The 16,738-nt window shown below is 62.7% G+C and carries 18 protein-coding genes and 1 tRNA gene; 4 read left to right on the top strand and 15 right to left on the bottom strand.

The window, feature by feature from the left end:
- Positions 1-24: 24 nt before the first annotated feature.
- Genes nadC through VR863_RS12910 form a run of 3 tightly spaced genes read right to left on the bottom strand, consistent with a single transcriptional unit; the run spans position 25 to position 2,911 of the window.
- Positions 25-885 carry a carboxylating nicotinate-nucleotide diphosphorylase gene (nadC, locus tag VR863_RS12920; protein WP_324828878.1) on the bottom strand — a complete coding sequence of 287 codons (861 nt, stop codon included), beginning with the start codon at positions 883-885 and terminating at the stop codon, positions 25-27.
- Complete coding sequence (locus tag VR863_RS12915; protein WP_324828877.1) at positions 885-1,682, bottom strand: LytR/AlgR family response regulator transcription factor; 798 nt, start codon at positions 1,680-1,682, stop codon at positions 885-887. Before VR863_RS12915 ends, nadC begins: the two co-directional genes overlap by 1 nt.
- A complete protein-coding gene (locus VR863_RS12910) occupies positions 1,679-2,911 on the bottom strand; it encodes a sensor histidine kinase (protein ID WP_324828876.1) in 1,233 nt (410 codons plus the stop codon). Before VR863_RS12910 ends, VR863_RS12915 begins: the two co-directional genes overlap by 4 nt.
- An 82-nt stretch (positions 2,912-2,993) precedes the next feature.
- Here VR863_RS12910 and VR863_RS12905 point away from each other — a divergent pair, with 82 nt between their 5' ends.
- Positions 2,994-3,602 (top strand): HD domain-containing protein, encoded by a 609-nt coding sequence (locus VR863_RS12905; RefSeq protein WP_324828875.1) that lies wholly within the window; start codon positions 2,994-2,996, stop codon positions 3,600-3,602.
- Between the two features lie 9 nt (positions 3,603-3,611).
- On the opposite strand, the gene VR863_RS12900 is transcribed toward VR863_RS12905, so the two are convergent.
- The 9 genes from VR863_RS12900 to VR863_RS12860 form a co-directional block, all read right to left on the bottom strand.
- Positions 3,612-4,298, bottom strand: coding sequence for a DsbA family protein (locus VR863_RS12900; protein ID WP_324828874.1), 687 nt, complete (start codon positions 4,296-4,298; stop codon positions 3,612-3,614).
- 20 nt (positions 4,299-4,318) lie between these two features.
- Positions 4,319-5,698, bottom strand: a complete 1,380-nt coding sequence (locus tag VR863_RS12895) for a M48 family metalloprotease (protein WP_324828873.1) — start codon at positions 5,696-5,698, stop codon at positions 4,319-4,321.
- A 10-nt stretch (positions 5,699-5,708) separates the two neighbouring features.
- Complete coding sequence (locus VR863_RS12890; protein WP_324828872.1) at positions 5,709-6,620, bottom strand: alpha/beta hydrolase; 912 nt, start codon at positions 6,618-6,620, stop codon at positions 5,709-5,711.
- A gap of 8 nt (positions 6,621-6,628) precedes the next feature.
- Complete coding sequence (locus tag VR863_RS12885; protein WP_324828871.1) at positions 6,629-7,732, bottom strand: phosphatase domain-containing protein; 1,104 nt, start codon at positions 7,730-7,732, stop codon at positions 6,629-6,631.
- 60 nt (positions 7,733-7,792) lie between these two features.
- On the bottom strand, positions 7,793-9,772 hold the full coding sequence (locus VR863_RS14945; protein WP_434784992.1) for a PAS domain-containing protein: 1,980 nt from the start codon (positions 9,770-9,772) through the stop codon (positions 7,793-7,795).
- 104 nt (positions 9,773-9,876) lie between these two features.
- On the bottom strand, positions 9,877-10,323 hold the full coding sequence (locus tag VR863_RS12875; RefSeq protein ID WP_324829278.1) for a DUF2141 domain-containing protein: 447 nt from the start codon (positions 10,321-10,323) through the stop codon (positions 9,877-9,879).
- The gene (locus VR863_RS12870; RefSeq protein WP_324828870.1) at positions 10,323-11,039 is read right to left on the bottom strand and encodes a sterol desaturase family protein; all 717 of its coding nucleotides are present in this window, start codon (positions 11,037-11,039) and stop codon (positions 10,323-10,325) included. The genes VR863_RS12875 and VR863_RS12870 overlap by 1 nt, the downstream gene beginning before the upstream one ends.
- 50 nt (positions 11,040-11,089) lie before the next feature.
- Entirely contained in the window at positions 11,090-11,572 is a 483-nt protein-coding gene (locus tag VR863_RS12865) for an MmcB family DNA repair protein (protein ID WP_324828869.1), read from the bottom strand.
- A gap of 63 nt (positions 11,573-11,635) precedes the next feature.
- Positions 11,636-12,034 carry a hypothetical protein gene (locus tag VR863_RS12860; protein WP_324828868.1) on the bottom strand — a complete coding sequence of 133 codons (399 nt, stop codon included), beginning with the start codon at positions 12,032-12,034 and terminating at the stop codon, positions 11,636-11,638.
- Positions 12,035-12,340: 306 nt separating this feature from the next.
- On the opposite strand from VR863_RS12860, the gene VR863_RS12855 reads away from it, so the two are divergent.
- Positions 12,341-12,417, top strand: a tRNA-Arg gene (locus tag VR863_RS12855).
- Between the two features lie 109 nt (positions 12,418-12,526).
- Here VR863_RS12855 and VR863_RS12850 read toward each other — a convergent pair.
- The 3 genes from VR863_RS12850 to VR863_RS12840 form a co-directional block, all read right to left on the bottom strand.
- Positions 12,527-13,759, bottom strand: a complete 1,233-nt coding sequence (locus VR863_RS12850) for a type II toxin-antitoxin system HipA family toxin (RefSeq protein WP_324828867.1) — start codon at positions 13,757-13,759, stop codon at positions 12,527-12,529.
- The gene (locus VR863_RS12845; protein WP_324828866.1) at positions 13,759-14,136 is read right to left on the bottom strand and encodes a helix-turn-helix domain-containing protein; all 378 of its coding nucleotides are present in this window, start codon (positions 14,134-14,136) and stop codon (positions 13,759-13,761) included. The genes VR863_RS12850 and VR863_RS12845 overlap by 1 nt, the downstream gene beginning before the upstream one ends.
- An 83-nt stretch (positions 14,137-14,219) precedes the next feature.
- The gene (locus VR863_RS12840) at positions 14,220-14,633 is read right to left on the bottom strand and encodes a hypothetical protein (RefSeq protein WP_324828865.1); all 414 of its coding nucleotides are present in this window, start codon (positions 14,631-14,633) and stop codon (positions 14,220-14,222) included.
- A 28-nt stretch (positions 14,634-14,661) separates the two neighbouring features.
- Between VR863_RS12840 and VR863_RS12835 the strand changes: the two genes are divergently transcribed.
- Together VR863_RS12835 and VR863_RS12830 are read left to right on the top strand one after the other, a co-directional pair.
- Complete coding sequence (locus tag VR863_RS12835; RefSeq protein ID WP_324828864.1) at positions 14,662-15,696, top strand: recombinase family protein; 1,035 nt, start codon at positions 14,662-14,664, stop codon at positions 15,694-15,696.
- Entirely contained in the window at positions 15,693-16,586 is an 894-nt protein-coding gene (locus VR863_RS12830) for a plasmid partitioning protein RepB C-terminal domain-containing protein (protein WP_324828863.1), read from the top strand. The genes VR863_RS12835 and VR863_RS12830 overlap by 4 nt, the downstream gene beginning before the upstream one ends.
- The last annotated feature ends 152 nt before the right edge of the window (positions 16,587-16,738 follow it).

The following is a 16,738-nucleotide window of genomic DNA, read 5'->3' as shown; positions in this document are numbered from 1 at the left end:
TCGGGGACAGGGCATGGCGCAATCCTAAAGCGGCGTAAAGTCGAGACCGATGTCGGCGGCGGGCGCGCTTTGCGTCAGGCGGCCGACCGAAACATAATCGACGCCCATCGCTGCCTTTGCAGCGATGGTATCTAGATTGATGCCGCCGCTGGCCTCTGTCGGGACGCGTCCCGCGACCAGCGCAACGGCTTCGCGCAGGGTCTCAGGCTCCATGTTGTCGAGCAGGAGGCGGGTGGCGCCAGCATCAAGCGCGGGCTCGATCTGGTCGATGCGGTCGACTTCGCAGATGATGTCCGCAACGCCCGCATCGACCGCGCGGCGCACTGCCGCAGCCACGGACCCGGCAACGAGGACGTGGTTGTCCTTGATCATCGCGGCATCCCACAGGCCCATGCGATGGTTCGCCCCGCCGCCCATGCGCACCGCGTATTTTTCGAGGTGACGCAGCCCGGGAATGGTCTTGCGCGTATCGAGCAAGGTGCAATCGGGGTTGGCCATCGCGCGCACATAATCGGCGACCATCGTGGCGATGCCGGACAGGTGCTGGACGGTGTTGAGGGCGCTACGTTCCGCCGTCAGCATGGCGCGCGCGTTCCCTTCGAGGCGCATCAGGTCGGTGCCGGCGCCAACCTGCGCGCCTTCGTCGACGAGGATTTCGACCGTCATCTGCGGGTCGAGCGCGCGGAAGAACGCTGCGGCCACGGGCAGGCCGGCGACATGAATCGCATCGCGCGTGTCCATCACGCCGGAAAACCGCGCATCGGCGGGGATCACGCTTTCGCTGGTTACATCGCGGCCGCCGCCGGGAAGGCCCTGGCCCAGGTCTTCGGCCAGTGTTTCGCGAACGAAGCGGTCGACATCGAACCCGTCGATCTGGAAAGCCATCAGTGAACGAACCGCGCAACCACATCGCGATAGGACCGGCTGACCTTCACTTCGGCGCCCGAATCGAGCACCAGGAAGCATTCGCCGTTGGTGTGCGGCTTCACCTGTCGCACCTGGTCGAGGTTGACGATGGTCGAGCGGTGAACCCGCTGGAACTTGCGCGGATCGAGACGGCGCTCGAGGTCCTTCATCGTTTCGCGCAGGATCAACGAATTGTCGCCGGTGTAGATGCACATATAGTCGCCGGCCGCCTCGATATGCTCGATCGTGCCGACTTCGACACGGAAGATCTGGCCGCGATCCTTCACATTGATGAGCTTTTCAAAACGGCTGGCCGCTTCGGCATCGTCGCCGGCCAGTTCTTCGGCGGCTTCGGGCGCGACTTCGGACAGCACGCTTTTCAGCTTTTCAGCTTCTTCAGTGGACTTTTTCTCGGCCAGACGCTGACGGACCCGTTCGACCGTGTCGGCGAGCTTGTCCTCGTCCACCGGCTTCATAAGGTAATTCACGGCATTGGCTTCGAACGCGCGGATCGCGTGTTCCTGGAAGGCGGTGACGAAGACGAACAGCGGGGGATCGATTTCCATCACCCCCTGCACGACGGAAAAGCCATCGAAGCCGGGCATCTGGATGTCGAGGAAAACAAGGTCCGGTTTCAGCGTCTTGATCGCCCGGATCGCCTCGCGTCCGTTCTGGCAGGTTTCGATGATCTCGACATCGTCAAAGGGTTCCAGCCGCAGCTGGAGGCCCTGGATGGCGAGCTTTTCGTCGTCGACGAGAATGGTGCGAATGGTCATGTTGCTTGGGGTGCTTTCCGGGGAGGTTGCAGCGATGAAACGGGCAAGTGGCCCGCTTGTTTCTGGATCGCCGCTGTTTGGGCCGCGTTATCTGGCGCTGAGGTTAACGGGGCAGGCGCTTCGTCCGATTCAAAGGGCAGTTCGATGAGAACCGAGAAGCCGCCGCTTTCGGGGGATCGGATTTCGAAGCGATGTTCTTCGCCATAGGCCTGGGCCAGGCGATCGCGGATGTTGGCAAGGCCCACGCCGGTCGAATCGCGGCGGGCGTGTGTCGGGCGTACGGCGGGCAGCCCTTCTTCGGCGCTGTTGAAGGTCATTCCAGGGCCGGTATCGGACACGGTTACGCGCAGGCGTGGCCCCACGATCTGCGCGACGACGCTGATTTCGGCACCTTCTTCCTGCGGGCTGACGCCGTATTTGATCGCATTTTCGACCAGCGGCTGCAGCAGCATCGACGGGAGGCACGCCTTGGCGGCTTCGGGGTCTATGCGGAAGTCGGTCTGGAGACGTTCTTCGAAGCGCATGCGTTCGATATCGAGATACAGCTTCAGGGTTTCAACCTCCTGCGCCACGGTCACCTTGCCGCCGGGCTGGGTGACAAGGGTATGGCGCAGAAAGCTGGACAGGCGCGTGAGCATCGCGTTCGCCGTTCCCGTTTGCTTCAGAAGGACGAGCGTGCTGATCGAATTCAGGGTGTTGAACAGGAAATGCGGGTTGAGCTGATAACGCAGCATCGCCAGCTGCGCGCTGGTGGCCTGCATCTCCAGACGTTCCAGCCGGTCGGCCTGTTCTTCGACCTGGAGGAAGAAATTGATCGCGTAATACAGCGCCGACCAAGCCCCCAGAAGGGTGAGGTCGATGAAGTAAATGCCCACGAACAGCCGCGCAAACCCGGAATCGCCGATCGGGCGGGCCAGTTCCAGCACCCAGCTGTCGATGAAGGCGTAAAACCCGACCGCCACCGCCAGCACCACCGCAGTCGCGCCCCAGGTGACCAGCGGCCGCTGGTTGATCAGCCGGCTGTAAATCACCGCCAGGATCAGGCTGAGCGAAAAGCCGGTTATCGTGGCGATCAGAATGATAACGAGGAAATCGGCCGGTTGCCCGTTCGCGAGCGCGGACATGGCGCGCAGCAAGGCGGTTCCGCCCCAGCCGGCAAGCTGGAGGTTCCAGAACGCCTGGTTCTTGTTGGCGAAGAACGGCGTCGGACTGATTGGCAAAACGGCCATGCAGGGGGTCTTCTAGCCCAATTGCTCGTATCAGCGCCAGCCGCTACACTGCATCGAAATGACGAGATGAGGGAGAGACGCGATGGGCGTTCAGGAAAATATCGAACATTCGGCAGCCGAACGGGCCAAATTCCGCGAGATGAAGGAAGGCACCGCGCAGGATTGGGCGATAATCGGCAGCGAATACCGCGCTTTCGCCAAGGGGTTGCCCGAACGCGTGCTCGAACATCTAAAGCTGCTCGACGGCGATTTCGGCGGCTTCCCTGTCGACCGGCTGCAGCATTCCCTGCAAACTGCGACTCGCGCGCACCGTGACGGACGAGGCGAACAATATGTCGTCATGGCGCTGTTGCACGATATCGGCGACACGCTGGGCAGCTATAACCACCCCGAAGTCGCGGCGTCGATCATCAAGCCCTTCGTCACCGAGGAAATCCACTGGATCTGCCAGAACCACGGCGCTTTCCAGGGGTATTACTATTTCCACTTCCTCGGCATGGACCAGAACGCGCGCGAGAAATTCCGCGACAATCCGCATTTCGAGGCATGCCGCGAGTTTTGCGAGAAGTACGATCAGGCCGCGTTCGATCCCGATTACGAAAGCGAACCGCTCGAATTCTTCGAGCCGATGGTTCGCCGCGTAATGGAACGACCGCTGGCGTCGATGTACGCCGCGGCGATGGAGGAATAGGGGCCGCCCCTAACCTTCGGTTTCGAGCGCTTCCGCAAGGCGCGCCGTCGGCACTAGCCCTTCGATAACCTGACCGCCGGCCACCCAGCTGGGTGTGCCGCTGAAGCCCAGCGAACTGGCAAGGCTGATGTTCTGGGCCAGCGCGTCGCTTGCTTCCTGCGACGCGGCAAACGTGCGCGCGGCCTCCATGTCGAGGCCGGCGATCTGGCCGGCCTGTTCGACCGTTTGGGCGGTGGGCGGGCCGAGTTCGAACATCGCGTGATAGAACGCGGCGTACTTGCCCTGCTTGGCCGCAGCCAGGCCCATGCGCGCGGGGCCTTCGCTGCCTTCGAAGATCGGCCATTCGCGAACCACGACCTTGAGATCGGGATCGGCCGCGATCAGCTGGTCCACACCGGCCACCGACTGGCGACAATAGGTGCAGTTGTAGTCGGTGAACTTGACCAGCACCTTGGAGCCTTGCGGATTGCCGAGCACGGCGCCGGGGAAACCGTCTTCCACCGTGTCGGAAACCTGCGCCAGGCGGTCCTTGGCCTGCCCTTGCTGATAGGCTTCGGCCATTTCGGGAAGGATGTCCGGATTGGAGACGAGATAGTCGCGCACCTGGCCATTGCCGAGGCCGGTTGCCGACCACAGGCCCGCACCGGCGAAACCGAACATCAGCGCAATCAGCGCAGTCAGGAAATGATTCTTCATATGCCCCCTCCTTGCGGGGTTCAGCGTCGCTTGCAACTGCGGCGACGTTCCATTTCGCACTCGCGTTCCAGAAGGGCACGGGCCTGCAGGCCGATATCCTGCGCCCGCAGCCAGTCGGGCGTTCCGTTCGGGAGGGCGGATTCGGCGGCCTGTGCGCTGCGCATCGCAAGCGCGTATTGCCCGCTCATCACCTGCTGTTCCGCGCTGGCAAGCCTGGCCCGCGCCATGTCCCCGCGCGCCGCGTAGACGACGCCGAGCTGATACCAGGCAAACGGGTTCAACCGGTCGCGGCCCACAGCCGCGCGCAGGACGCGTTCGGCCTCTTCGTAATTCGCCTTGTCTTCGGTCGCGATCAGGGCGTGGCCGAACATGCCGGCGATCAGCGGGTCGGCGTTGGTCAGATCGGTCGCCTGCCTGAGCGGTTCGATCGCTTCGTCAGGTCGGCCCGATTCCAGCAGCACCTGCCCCTTGAGTTCAAGGAAATAGGGGTCGGTCGGGTTGCGTTCGAGCAGGGCGTCGGTCGCCTCGAGCGCGCGATCGACTCGCGCGTTCTTGTGATAGGCGTAGGCGCGGGCGTACAGGGCGGGAACGGTGCGGTCGCTTTCGGGATAATCGCGCAACGTCTCCGCCGGCTTGGCGATGAAACCGCTCAGCTTCGCCTTGATCCTTTCGAACGCCACCTGGTCCTTGCGATTGGCGGGTGCCTGCCAGGCGGGGTCCTTCTCGTACACTTCGCGCAGCCGGGAAATACGATCGCCCGAAAGGGGGTGGGTGCGGTAGAAACCGGCTTCGTCCGACTGGCTGTAGCCATACCGGTATTCCTGGTTAAGCAGCTTGCCGAAGAACGCCAGCGAGCCGCGGCCCGAAATACCGGCATCCGAAAGATACTGGGCCCCGGCGGCATCGGCGGACGATTCCTGCGTGCGGGTAAAGGCGAGGAACCGGCCCATGGCGGCCTGTTGCCCCATGGCCATGATGCCCGCCGCCGCTTCACCGGCACCGGCCAGCGCCGCGCCGATCCCCGCCAGCATCGAAAGCAAGGTGATCTTGGTCGCCGATTCCATGCCTTCGCCGTAGCGCAGGATATGGCCCCCGGAGATATGGCCCAGTTCGTGCGCGATCACGCCCTGGACTTCCTCGGATGTATCGGCCGCTTCGATCAGGCCGGTGTGGATATACACCGCCTGCCCACCCGCCACGAACGCGTTGATCGTGGGGTCGTTGATCAGGACGATATCGACATTGCCCGGTTCCAGACCGGCGGCCTTGATCAGGGGGGCGGAAATTTCATCGAGGAACCGTTCGGTCTCCGCATCCCGCAATATGCTTTGCGCGGCAACGGGCTGCGCGGCCATCATGGCGGCGGCAAGAACGGCGAGAAGGCGGGCAATCAGGCGCATTGCGCTCCTGCTAAGGGGTTTTGTCCTGAACCGGAACTGAAACCGTCGACACCGCGTGCGCGAAGGCGACAATCCGCGCGGCCACATCGCGGCGATCGCGCCATGGGCTGGCAAGCGAAATCAGCGGGGCGTTGTGGTCCATCTCGGAATAAAGCAGCGTTTCGGCACCGGCCCCTGCCTTTGTCAGCTGGCTGGCCAGTGCGCGGGTGTTGCGCGGTTTGACCAGCGTGTCGCTTTCGCCGTGGACCAGCAGCATGGCCGGCGCATCGGCGCGGGCGTGGTTCACTGGCTGGCTTTCGGCCCCGACGCCGACCGATCCGAAGGCTGCCTTGGTTGAATCGCTGTCGAACGGGAAGAAATCGTAAGGCCCCGACAGGCCGACGACGCCGCTGATGGAACGGTGCGGTACACCCGCATCGTCCAGCCATCGCTCTTCCAGCGCGACTTGCGCGACATTGTACGCTCCGGCCGAATGACCGGCCACGATGATCCGGTCGGGATCGCCGCCATGGGCGGCGGCGATTTCGCGTGTCCGGGCAATTGCCGCTGCGGTATCTTCCAGCATTGCGGGATATCGGCCGGTCACGCCCAACCGGTACCCGGCCAGAACGACGACGAATCCTTCGGGGGCGATCGCGCGGGCCACGAACCCGTAATCGTCGGGGTCCCCGCTGCGCCAGCTGCCGCCGTGGACGAAGAGAAATATCGGCAATGGCCCTGCCGCGGCCTGGGGTGCATAGACCCGCAATTTCTGCGCGGCATCGCTGCCATAGGTCACCTGCTCCACCAGCGCGACATCGCGTTCGCCGCCGCTCACCTGGTCGACCGCATCGAGGACCGCGGGACCGTTGGTGCGAACGGCAAACCACAACCCCGCCCCCGCGATTGCGATCACGACGAGTAATATGCCGGCTGCCTGCATGATTCGCCTCATTGTGTGGTGGTCCCCGTATGTTCGACCGTTTCGACGATGGCGCGCGCCTCGTCGTCGCCCAATAGGCCTATCGATGACAGAAAGTCGTTCCCCGTGTGATAGCTGTCACCAAGCCAGAGGGGAATTCCGGCCGCTTCGATGGCCGCCTTTGCCGCCAGTTCGTCGGCCGTCATCGATTCGCCTACCTTGCGGATGAAGATTGCGCGCACCCTGTCGGGGTGTTCAGAGGCGATTTCGGCAAAAGCGGTGAGGTCGCCCTGGCTGTCGTCGCCGATGAGGGCGAATTTCAGTTCGGGATAGGTCGACAGGATCTGCCCGATCGCCTCGCGCTTGTGCGCCCCGTGGCTTGACGAGCCGAAGGTCGCCCGATTCAGGCCCCAGTCGCGCAGCATGATCGGACCCAGCGGCAAGCCCCGGCCGCGGATGTAGGTGACGAGGTAGGAAAACAGGTTCCACGGGCTGGAGGATACATAGAAAAACGGCCGGTGTGTCGCCGGTTGGCTGTCGCCGGCATGGGCGTCGCCTTCGGCCAGCACGTTGCCGCCTCCCAACGCGTTGTAGAACACGTCCGCGCCGGGCACGAGAATGCGCTGTTCCGGCATTTCGACCAGGATGCGCCGCCAGTTTCGCAGAACGGCACGGAAATCCCCGGTGATCCCGGTTTCGATGATGGTATCGTCGATGTCGGAAATCACCGCCAGGCCGGTGGCCGTGCCGGGGGCCAGCACGTGGCCGTTGGCGCAGTGATCGCCGGTTCCATTGGTCCAGTGGAAGACGACCGTTTCCCAGCGCGGGTGGTCATCGAGCTCCCACTCCTCGTCGAGCCGGATGTCGAAGTGGACGAAGCCTTCCTTGTCGGTCTGGCCCTGGTGCAGATGGCTTTGCCCGCCGGGGCGCGCAATTTCGAGGCGGACGGGAAGCCCGGCAACTTCGTGGCTGGCAAACTGCGCCAGCATGGCCCGCATCGCGCGCCACTTTCCGCGGGTTTCGAACGTGTCCGCGCGTGACCGCAGGGCGCGGGCCGTGATCCGCAGGCGGCTCCGGTTACGGAACCCGAAATATGGCAGTATGCGTACCGGTGCGTTGGGGAGAAACGGCATGGCGCGGGGGCTAGCCAGAGGCGACCCCGCACGACAAGCTCTTTCTGGGTAAAAGTCGCCCTAGCCCAGCAGCTTGCGCGCTGCGCGTTCGACCAGAGAAACATCGTCCGGCACCTCGCCCAGCACCACCAGATCGCCTTCGGGCGTACGGCGGACCATGACGAGCGCGAATTCCGGCCCTTCGGCGGCGAGATCGTCCAGTTCGACCGGTTCGATCTTGCGCAGCTTGCGGGCGAGCGCGGAACGGACGCAATTCTCGTCCTCGACTTCCTTGCCCTGTTCTTCCTTGCGGGCGCGGCGTTCAGCGTTGACGACGCCCTTGAGCCCGCCCTCCGCTTCGTGGAGGAAGCGCGCCAGCGAACCGCGTTCCACGCCGATACGGTGCGCGTGCATCAGCACGGCGGCGTATTCGGTGAGGCGGGTCTTGTCGTAATCGGCACCGAAAACCAGCTTCACGACCGGCGTCATGGGCGCGCGATCCTGGATGGTGAGGCCGTTGTCCGAAAGCAGTTCGTCGAAGCCATCCCGGTCGTCTTCGGCCTCGAGGCTGAAGTCGTAAGCGTGGCCGACCGCTGCATAAAGCGCCTTGCGGCTGCGGTCTTCGGTGTTCTGTGCCGTCTGCGCCAATTCGCGCGCCGCAGCGAGACAATCGTACAGCCCCTCGGGCGCTTCGGCGTCGATAGCAGGCACCGCGTCGTCGGCGTCATCGACCTCGAATGCGGTTTCGGTAGCGGGCGCACGAACCTCCGGTACAACCGGCGCCGCTTCGTCGGAGACGTCGAGGGCTTCGACTTCCAGCGAGTGGTCTTCCGGGGCCTCGGTTTCGAACCCATCGTACTCGTTCTCGGCGAAGGTGGCCTCGGGCTCCTGCGGGCCGTCCGGTTCCGCAGCGACATCGTATTGCGCGTCCGCGGCTTCGTAAGCCTGCGGGATCGCGGGGAAATCCTCGTCGTCCTCACCCGTTTCCGGCCTGCTCAGGTTGACGCTTTTCTTCACGCGTTCGCCGCGGCTGACCAGCGAGATCAGGCTGCTGGAAACTTCCTCATCGGCCAGCGGGTCGACCAGGTCTTCGACATCGTCGCCTTCCGGATCTTCGTCCCATTCGGGCAGGCCGTAATCGGCTGCGGTCTTGATGCCGCTGTCGAAATCGCCGCTGCCGAAATCCGTGTCGTCGTAGTCGCCATAGTCGTCGCTCGCGGCGAATCCGCCGATCGGGTTGCCAAGGGCATCGACGCTGCGTGTGGGCTTCTGCACCGACACGTCCGGTTCGGCCGGCTGGCCGAAAGCGGGTTCGGGGAGCGCGTCTTCATCGCTTGCGTCCACTATCTCGGCGATACCGAGGTCGAGCACATCGTCGTCCGGCTCATCGGCCGGTTCGTCGGCGGCGGTCAGCGTTTCGGCGGTTTCGAGCCCGTCGCTATCCGTTTCGTCGGTGTCGTCGTCATATTCGCCCAGCGACTGGCCGATTTCGAGCAGCAGTTCGTCTGCGGTCTGCTGGTCGGCCATTTCTTTCCAGTTGATGACGCCGTAAATGAAATCGATCGTCGTGTTGTCCGACGAATACGGCAGCAGGATACCGCGATACAGGACCGTCGCGCCGCGTTCGTTCACGAATTCCGCTTCGAACCCGATTGGTGCCTGGTTCGCGATGATCTGCATGTAATGGTCGGTGATTCGGCTGAGAACCGAACGGGTCGGCACATCGGACAAGGTGGAGATGCCGTCGTGTTCGCCGCATTCGACCGCCAGTTCAGACCCCACGAAGCGCACCACCGGATCCTCGATCCCGTCGGCAAAGTCGAGCAGGACGGAATAGGGTCCGAAATCGTCGAGCGTTTGCGGTTCGAGATCGTCGATATGCGGAAAATTCAGGTCGCCAAGCAGGCTCGCCCAGTGGTTGTAGGCGCGCACCTGCATCCGGCGCTCGTCCTGGCCGACGGGCGAGGGCGGCGGATCGTTATCGGTCGTGCCCTCGTCGACGAAATCGTCGATCGGGTCTTCCGCATCGTGCGTGCCGAAATAGCCGCCAAGCCTGTCCATTGGTTTACTAAGCCCCCGAAAGAGTTCTGCCCATTCGGCATTCTCTATGCGGGGCGCGTGGTAAACATATGGTTAAATACGTTTAACAACCCTGTGGCTGGCGGTCACAGCATGTAGCGCATTCGGATCGTCAGTTCGCGGTTGACCGATGCGATATCGACGGCGGCATCGGAAAACTTCGGCGGCCCCATCCGCACCTTGGCATCGCGCGAAAAGCCGAAGCCTTCCTTGGGCATCATGCCCAGCGCGCGGTCGGCCTTGCCGTTTGAATTTTCATCGTGAAGCAACGCCACGGCATAGCGTCCGGGCTTCACGCCTGTGAAGGTGAAGGTAACCGTGCCTTCATGCGCGTCGGCCTTTGCGGCATAGGCGCCGGGCACGCCGCGGCATTTGGGGAAACTGGCCTCGTTGGTTGTCATGCAGGCGCGAACGATACCCTTGGCGCTGCGCAGTTCGGTCACCGTCACCGTGACCGTCACGCCTTGCGGCGGCGCGGCACCGGCAACCAGCAGCGCCGCCAGCGGCAGCACGGCGAGCATGGCGGGGCGCATCACAGGCTTTCGCTCAACCCGCGGTCGGTCCCGCACAGGCGATCCCAGAAACGAAAATATAGGCCGTAATTGCATCGATACTCTTCATGATGGCGCTGGTGGTGGCTGGCGGTTATCAGCCACCCCCCTAACCGCGAGTGAACCAGGCTGCGTGGAAACATCTCCCAGCCCATGTGGTTGGTGACGCCCATCACGGTCATCACCAGCAGCACAGTGCCCAGCATGGCGACATGGATCGGGATGAGGAAAACCAGCGCGGGGATCACCACGGCACCGGTGATCGCTTCCCAAGGGTGGAAGCTCATCGCGGCCCAGGCCGTTGGCGGGCGGCTGGCATGGTGGACCGCATGGGCGATGCGGAACAGGCGCGGCCGGTGCATCCAGCGATGCGTCCAGTAAAACCAGGTGTCGTGTGCGAAGAGATAAGCCAGCGGCGCCAGCGGCAGATACCACAAGGGATAGTCCGCCCAGCCGGTATAGATCCGCGTCCACCCCAGTTCCTGCCAGCCCCATGCAACGATGCCCGCAGGAACACCGTAAATAGCCGCCGACGCGAGCGACCAGCCGATTTCCTTGCGGATCTGTGTGCCCAGCCGGGCATGATACCCGGGCCGCACGCGCGCGGTGATGGCGGCGAAGATGCCGCTCGTCGCAAGATAGCGCAGCGCGACAATCGCGGTCATCGCTGCGGCGGAAAGGAGAATGGCGGTCAGCATCGGCGCAGGCACCTATGCCGCAAGCTTCGCCGCACGAACAGGCGTGATCGTTACTGCGCGTTGCCCCAGGGCGCGCAGTGTGGGTCCCCGGCAACGGTCATGCGGCGCAGCGCGGCTCGCGCCAGTCGTTCCACCTCGACCTTGCGCCGGGCTGCGGCCAGCGGGTGAAGCGGGGCAGGCCGGACAATCTCGCCGTCATAGCCGTCGGCCACGATGATGCCGCAGCAGTCGGGCCGATAGTCGGGCCCTTCGAGTGGCGACCGGTCGAGACCGGGGGGCAGCCCCCAGTAGAACCGGTCGCAAAAATCGAGATAGTCGGGCCATTTGCCGTCGCCCAGCAGGTCGCCGCGCTGCACCTTGATTTCGACGATGATGACACGGCCCTTGGTGTCGACACCCATCAGGTCGGCCCGCCGCCCGTTGCGAAGCGGCATTTCCGACAGGCACCAGATGTCGTTTCGCGCAAAAAGCCGTGCGATACCCCGGGCGACAATTGCCGCCGTTTCCGCTTCTGCAAGTGCCGAATCTGTCATGCCGGCAAAATGGAACAGATGGCGAACGGCGTCAACTGCCGAAACGCCGCGCAAGGGATGCCTTTACTCGGCTGCGGCCAGCACGAGGATGGCGGCGCGCGCGCTGTGGAATTCCCGCCACAAGGTCAGGGCGGCGATCGTGGTATCCTGACCCTTGGCGGTCAGCGAAAGCAGCGCGCGAAGCCCCGGCTGCATGATCGCGGACAGATCGTCGATCCGCCGTGCCACCATGTCATAGTGCCATCCGCCTTTTTCGGCCGCGCGCAGCGGGAGCGAAACCACATCCTCGCTCACGATCTCACGTCCGAGCTGGGCCAGATTGCCAACCGCGGCGGCCGCCTCGTGGACCGCATCCCACTGGTTCGCCAGCGTCGCGACATCGGGTGTCGCGCGCGGATCGGTGTTCAGCGGCGGCAGCATGGTTGCCTGGCTCAGGTCGAATTCGTGGGATATCGCGCTCATGGGGCAAAGGATTACGCTCCCGATCTTGCCAAATGGCTAACATGCGCGCGGCTTGGGGGCCGGTGCGATTTACACTGGCGAGGGTGCTGCCGCTTTGCTAAGCGCCCCGCTCGCCGCAAGGCCGCCCGCGTGGCCCCAGGCACCCGTAGCTCAGCTGGATAGAGCGCTGCCCTCCGAAGGCAGGTGTCAAGGCTTGGATCGAGAAAGAAAAGGAATTTTTTTGCAGTAGTTACCGTGAGTTATGTGAGGTCGGCATAGAGCCTTCACACCGCAATAATTCCCGCGTAAGCACTGCGTAAGCAGGAAGCACCCGTAGCTCAGCTGGATAGAGTGTCGCCCTCCGAAGGCGAAGGCCACAGGTTCGAATCCTGTCGGGTGCGCCAGCTGCCTCAAAATATTCCATAATTTCAGCTGGTTCGCGGCATTCAGTGTTGAGGCAATGGGAGCAGATTTCTTTCCTCCCGGCAGCTAGATTACGCTACCTCGCCAACGTCAAAGCGAATACGCAGCTTCTGCCTGCTCGTGGACGAACGCGGGCTCATATTCCTTGGCCAGATTGCCCGAAACGCCCACCTCGCGCAGCACTTCGCGCCAGTTGTCTGAGACCTTTTGTGCCATCTCCATGGTCATCCGGCGTGCCTCATCTTCGGTGATCTCGAAAAAGTGCGAAGCTTCGAGTGAGAGCATGATTGACCGGTCGTGCGATCCGCCTTCCATGATCGCGGTTTCCAGATGCGGATTGCGGTCGGGGGCCGGATTGACGTCGAAAACTGGCGACAAGCGCCATTGTCCGTTGCCGACATAGAGGAAGCCGTGGTTCTTGAGATGATCGTCCTTGTTCGAGACCAGGATCGTGAAGATGAGCCGCCGGAACAGTTCCTCGAAATCGGCCTGCGGGGCGGCAGAATACCCGCGCATGAAATCGACGATCTCGGTGTAGGATCCGTATTCTGTCCCGGTCTTGCCCAGCGCCGTCCGGGCCGAGATATAGGGAATACGCGCACTTCCCCGCCGGTCGAAGCGTTCGATCAGCGCGACCGGGAAGGGGGAATCGGCGAGTTCCAGCCGGACGTCCGGCGTGCGAATGCCGCACATGCGCGCAAGGCGCAGTGTCGCGACTTCGACGCGCTCGATTGGTCGTTGATCGTGGACCGAAGTGAACTTCGCGAGCCAGAGCGCGTCACCGTCGCGGACATTGGCCTTGGGGCGGGCACCGCCCGAGCCGCCCGCCCCGGCAAGCGCCTGCATTTCTTCGGCAGAAATTTCCTTGCCCTGTTCATAGGCGCGGGCGATGGCCGTGATGTTCTCCAGTTCGACAAGCCGCGGAACGGCATCGGCGGCATTGCCCCTGATGATCGCTCCTTCGGAATCGAGAAATCGCAATGCGCCCTGGCGGCACATGTCGTCTGACAGCGTGAGATATTCGAACTCGCAAAGGCCGTTGCCATAGGCCCGTTCGAGCAGGCGGCGACCCCAGTCATCGGGTGCGGCGTCCGAGAAAGCGCCCGGCAAGGCATCCCGCATGTGACCCGGCTTGCCTGATGTGTGAAACGGCCCCCCTTCGAGAGACAGCGCCGGATCAATTGCAAAGGCTTGCGGATTGTCGCTCCATTCCTGGTCATAGGTAAAGGTCGAGAACTGGCGCGGCCCGGTTTGCGTGAATCGCAATTGTCCGACCGGCGTCAGGCTTTCGCCAAGTGCGATCTGTGCGGAAAAATCGGCCATCAGAATGCCACGCCGTCCTGATCGGTGTCATCACCCTCATTGCCAAGCGACTGGCTTTGCCGCGAGCCGGCGCGACGGGTGCCGGCGGACGATCTACCCCTGCGGGGCAGCCGCTCGGCATCGAGAGCCATTCCCAGCTCGTCCTTGCGGGCGTCGATGAGGTCGGTCAGCCGGTCAATGAGCCCGAACACCACGAGGACGTCGCTCAGCGTTCCAATCCCGACACCGGCATCGCCTTTCTCCAGACGTGTTACGGTGCTCGCCGACGTCCCCGCGCGCACTGCCAGATCGGCAACAGAAATGCCTCTGCGCAGGCGGGCGCTGCGCAGGTCATTGCCCAGCTGTTTCAGGGCGCTTCTGGACTTGGGCGAACTCATCAACAATCATCCATATATGACGCGAATTAGCGTTCAATCTCTCATATATGACTAATTGCACAGCAGAGCAAGCTTGAGTGGACTTAGCCTTGCGCATTGTCGATGGCGGTCAGCACATCGACCAGTTGCGCGCGCAGACCGGATAGTCCGACAGCGAGCACCAGATCGCGCCGGTCAGCGAGTTCGAGCACTGTCCGCAATATCTGGTCCGAATGCCGCATCAGGATAACCAGATTGTCTGCGCTCGGGCTATTCTTGCCGTCAAACCAGTTCCGCACTGCCCGCTCGTTGGAGTTCGTCAGTCTGGCAACGGTTTTGACCGATGAGCCGAGTGCGCCAAATTCCTCCTTGAGCGCCTGTGCCAGCGCTTCGCTCAGCACCGATGGCGACAGTTCCGGAAAAGTCTTTCCTGATTTCGACTGAATAATTCGGTCCTTCTTGGTGAACGACATACCTCTGATCTCCCAATAAGTTTCACGGGAATCGGAGGGTGTCATTCCCTGGCGGGCGGAAAGCACTGGGCAGATGCAGGCGAGCGAAGAACGGACAGGACAGGATCAGGACGGACCATTGGTCCGGGCCGCGCAATATGTGCGCATGTCGACCGAGCATCAGAAATACTCGACCGAGAACCAGGCCGAGATCATTGCGCAATATGCCGCACGGCGGGGCTTCGAGATCGTCAAGACCTATGAAGACTCGGGCAAGAGCGGGCTGAAGCTCGAAGGTCGCCTTGCGCTCCAGCAACTGATTGACGATGTCCGGGCAGGACGGGCCGACTTCGACGCCGTGCTCGTCTACGATGTGAGCCGTTGGGGGCGCTTCCAGGATGCCGACGAAAGCGCCTATTACGAATTCATCTGCCGCGAGGGCGGGATCACCGTCCACTATTGTGCCGAGCAGTTCGAGAATGACGGCAGCCTGAGCGCCACGATCATCAAGAGCATGAAGCGGGCCATGGCGGGCGAATACAGCCGCGAACTGTCCGCCAAAGTGTTCACCGGGCAATGCCGCCTGATCCGGCTCGGTTACTCGCATGCCGAGATCGCCGAGAAGGTCGGCTTCTCGATCGACTATGTCTCAGCTATCTGCGTGCTGCTCGAGCGCGGCGAGGAAAAGCTTATCAACGCGGTCGAACGCGGCACAATTCCGCACTCAATCGCCATGGAAATCGCCAAGGCCAAGGAGGGCGAAGTCCAGAAGGCGCTGGCCGAACTCTATGAGGAGAACAAGCTGCCGGGAAACCAGGTTCTCGCGATCCGGCAGATCATCGAGCAGCGCAAGGCGAGCGGCAAGCTAGTCCATCGCAACTCGAACACCGACGTGCGACCGCGGCGGGTCAGTTCGGAAAGCCTAATCCGCTCCTACCAGCGCGAAACTGAACGCCAGAAACTGCTGATCAAGCGGGCTTCGCTTGCGCGAAGCCGCCTGCTGTTCGTGTCCAACGCACTTCGGCGGCTTCTAGCGGACGAGCATTTCGTAACCCTGATGCGTGCCGAAGGCATCACTTCCTTGCCTGAGGCTTTAGCCGAGCGTGTCGGTGCGGGGTTCGCGACATGACCAAACCGGTCAAGATCGCCTTCGAGCAGGACGTGGTCACGCTTCCCATCGACCGGCTTCTGCCGACAAAGGGCTTACCCAAGTCGCTATTGAAGGGTGTCAAATACAGCCGGATCGTTGCGTCGATAGCCGAAGTCGGGATCATCGAACCACTCTCGGTCGCGCAGCAGAAGGGCGGGACCTTTCTCCTGCTCGACGGACATGTCCGGCTCGCAGCCCTGCGCGAGCAGGATGTCAGCGAGGCGCCGTGCATCATCGCGCATGATGATGAATCCTTCACCTACAACAAACGGGTCAATCGCCTCGCGGTGATCCAGGAACATTACATGATCGTGCGCGCACTTGATCGGGGTGTCTCTGAAGAGAGGCTTGCTCGGGCGCTCAATGTAGATATCAAGGTGATCCGAAACCGGCGTCACCTTTTGCGCGGCATCAGCCAGGACGTCGCAGAACTGCTCAAAGACAAGCAGGTTGGCCATGTTGCGTTCCAGAAGCTGCGCAAGATGAAGCCCATTCGGCAACTCGAAGTCGCTGAGCTCATGGTCTCGGCGAACAACTTCACCTCATCTTACGCCAAGGCCCTGCTCGCGACCACGAAGCCTGAAGATCTTCACAACCCCGACGAGCAACGCAAGGCGACCGGGCTGACGACGGAACAGATGGAACGGCTTGAACGCGAAATGGCCGAACTCAGCACCGACTACAAGGAACTGGAGATGTCCTACGGCGACGACATGCTTGTGCTGGTCGTGGCGTCGGGCTTCCTGGATCGCCTGCTCGGCAAGCCGGAGATCGAGCGCTTTCTTGCAACGCGCCATCCCGAGTTCTTGGAGAATTTCAGGTCAATCGTTCAGGCGACATCGCTCGACCAGCCGTCAACTGCTGGCTGATTGGCCTGACATGATGGGGACCGGGACCCGAAAGCGCCGGGACCGTCGGAGAAGCCGCCGTGAGGGGCGGATCAAGGGCGGCGGCGGGAATGGCGGCGAACCCGCAGCAAGCCCGCTAGGCCAGTCGCCATAGGACTGGCTGCATGCCGCTT

This window comes from Qipengyuania zhejiangensis (genome assembly GCF_035607565.1).
GTDB lineage: Bacteria > Pseudomonadota > Alphaproteobacteria > Sphingomonadales > Sphingomonadaceae > Qipengyuania > Qipengyuania zhejiangensis.
This window is presented reverse-complemented; position numbering and strand designations above follow the sequence as displayed.

Excerpts from the sequence above, each read along its gene's own strand:
- VR863_RS12840 (WP_324828865.1), bottom strand. The coding sequence starts at position 14,633 with ATGACACCCTCCGATTCCCGTGAAACTTATTGGGAGATCAGAGGTATG.
- VR863_RS12875 (WP_324829278.1), bottom strand. The coding sequence starts at position 10,323 with ATGCGCCCCGCCATGCTCGCCGTGCTGCCGCTGGCGGCGCTGCTGGTT.
- VR863_RS12870 (WP_324828870.1), bottom strand. The coding sequence starts at position 11,039 with ATGCTGACCGCCATTCTCCTTTCCGCCGCAGCGATGACCGCGATTGTC.
- VR863_RS12900 (WP_324828874.1), bottom strand. The coding sequence starts at position 4,298 with ATGAAGAATCATTTCCTGACTGCGCTGATTGCGCTGATGTTCGGTTTC.
- VR863_RS12890 (WP_324828872.1), bottom strand. The coding sequence starts at position 6,620 with ATGCAGGCAGCCGGCATATTACTCGTCGTGATCGCAATCGCGGGGGCG.
- VR863_RS12865 (WP_324828869.1), bottom strand. The coding sequence starts at position 11,572 with ATGACAGATTCGGCACTTGCAGAAGCGGAAACGGCGGCAATTGTCGCC.
- VR863_RS12845 (WP_324828866.1), bottom strand. The coding sequence starts at position 14,136 with ATGAGTTCGCCCAAGTCCAGAAGCGCCCTGAAACAGCTGGGCAATGAC.
- VR863_RS12860 (WP_324828868.1), bottom strand. The coding sequence starts at position 12,034 with ATGAGCGCGATATCCCACGAATTCGACCTGAGCCAGGCAACCATGCTG.
- VR863_RS14945 (WP_434784992.1), bottom strand. The coding sequence starts at position 9,772 with ATGGACAGGCTTGGCGGCTATTTCGGCACGCACGATGCGGAAGACCCG.
- VR863_RS12835 (WP_324828864.1), top strand. The coding sequence starts at position 14,662 with ATGCAGGCGAGCGAAGAACGGACAGGACAGGATCAGGACGGACCATTG.
- VR863_RS12910 (WP_324828876.1), bottom strand. The coding sequence starts at position 2,911 with ATGGCCGTTTTGCCAATCAGTCCGACGCCGTTCTTCGCCAACAAGAAC.
- VR863_RS12885 (WP_324828871.1), bottom strand. The coding sequence starts at position 7,732 with ATGCCGTTTCTCCCCAACGCACCGGTACGCATACTGCCATATTTCGGG.
- nadC (WP_324828878.1), bottom strand. The coding sequence starts at position 885 with ATGGCTTTCCAGATCGACGGGTTCGATGTCGACCGCTTCGTTCGCGAA.
- VR863_RS12905 (WP_324828875.1), top strand. The coding sequence starts at position 2,994 with ATGGGCGTTCAGGAAAATATCGAACATTCGGCAGCCGAACGGGCCAAA.
- VR863_RS12850 (WP_324828867.1), bottom strand. The coding sequence starts at position 13,759 with ATGGCCGATTTTTCCGCACAGATCGCACTTGGCGAAAGCCTGACGCCG.
- VR863_RS12830 (WP_324828863.1), top strand. The coding sequence starts at position 15,693 with ATGACCAAACCGGTCAAGATCGCCTTCGAGCAGGACGTGGTCACGCTT.
- VR863_RS12915 (WP_324828877.1), bottom strand. The coding sequence starts at position 1,682 with ATGACCATTCGCACCATTCTCGTCGACGACGAAAAGCTCGCCATCCAG.
- VR863_RS12895 (WP_324828873.1), bottom strand. The coding sequence starts at position 5,698 with ATGCGCCTGATTGCCCGCCTTCTCGCCGTTCTTGCCGCCGCCATGATG.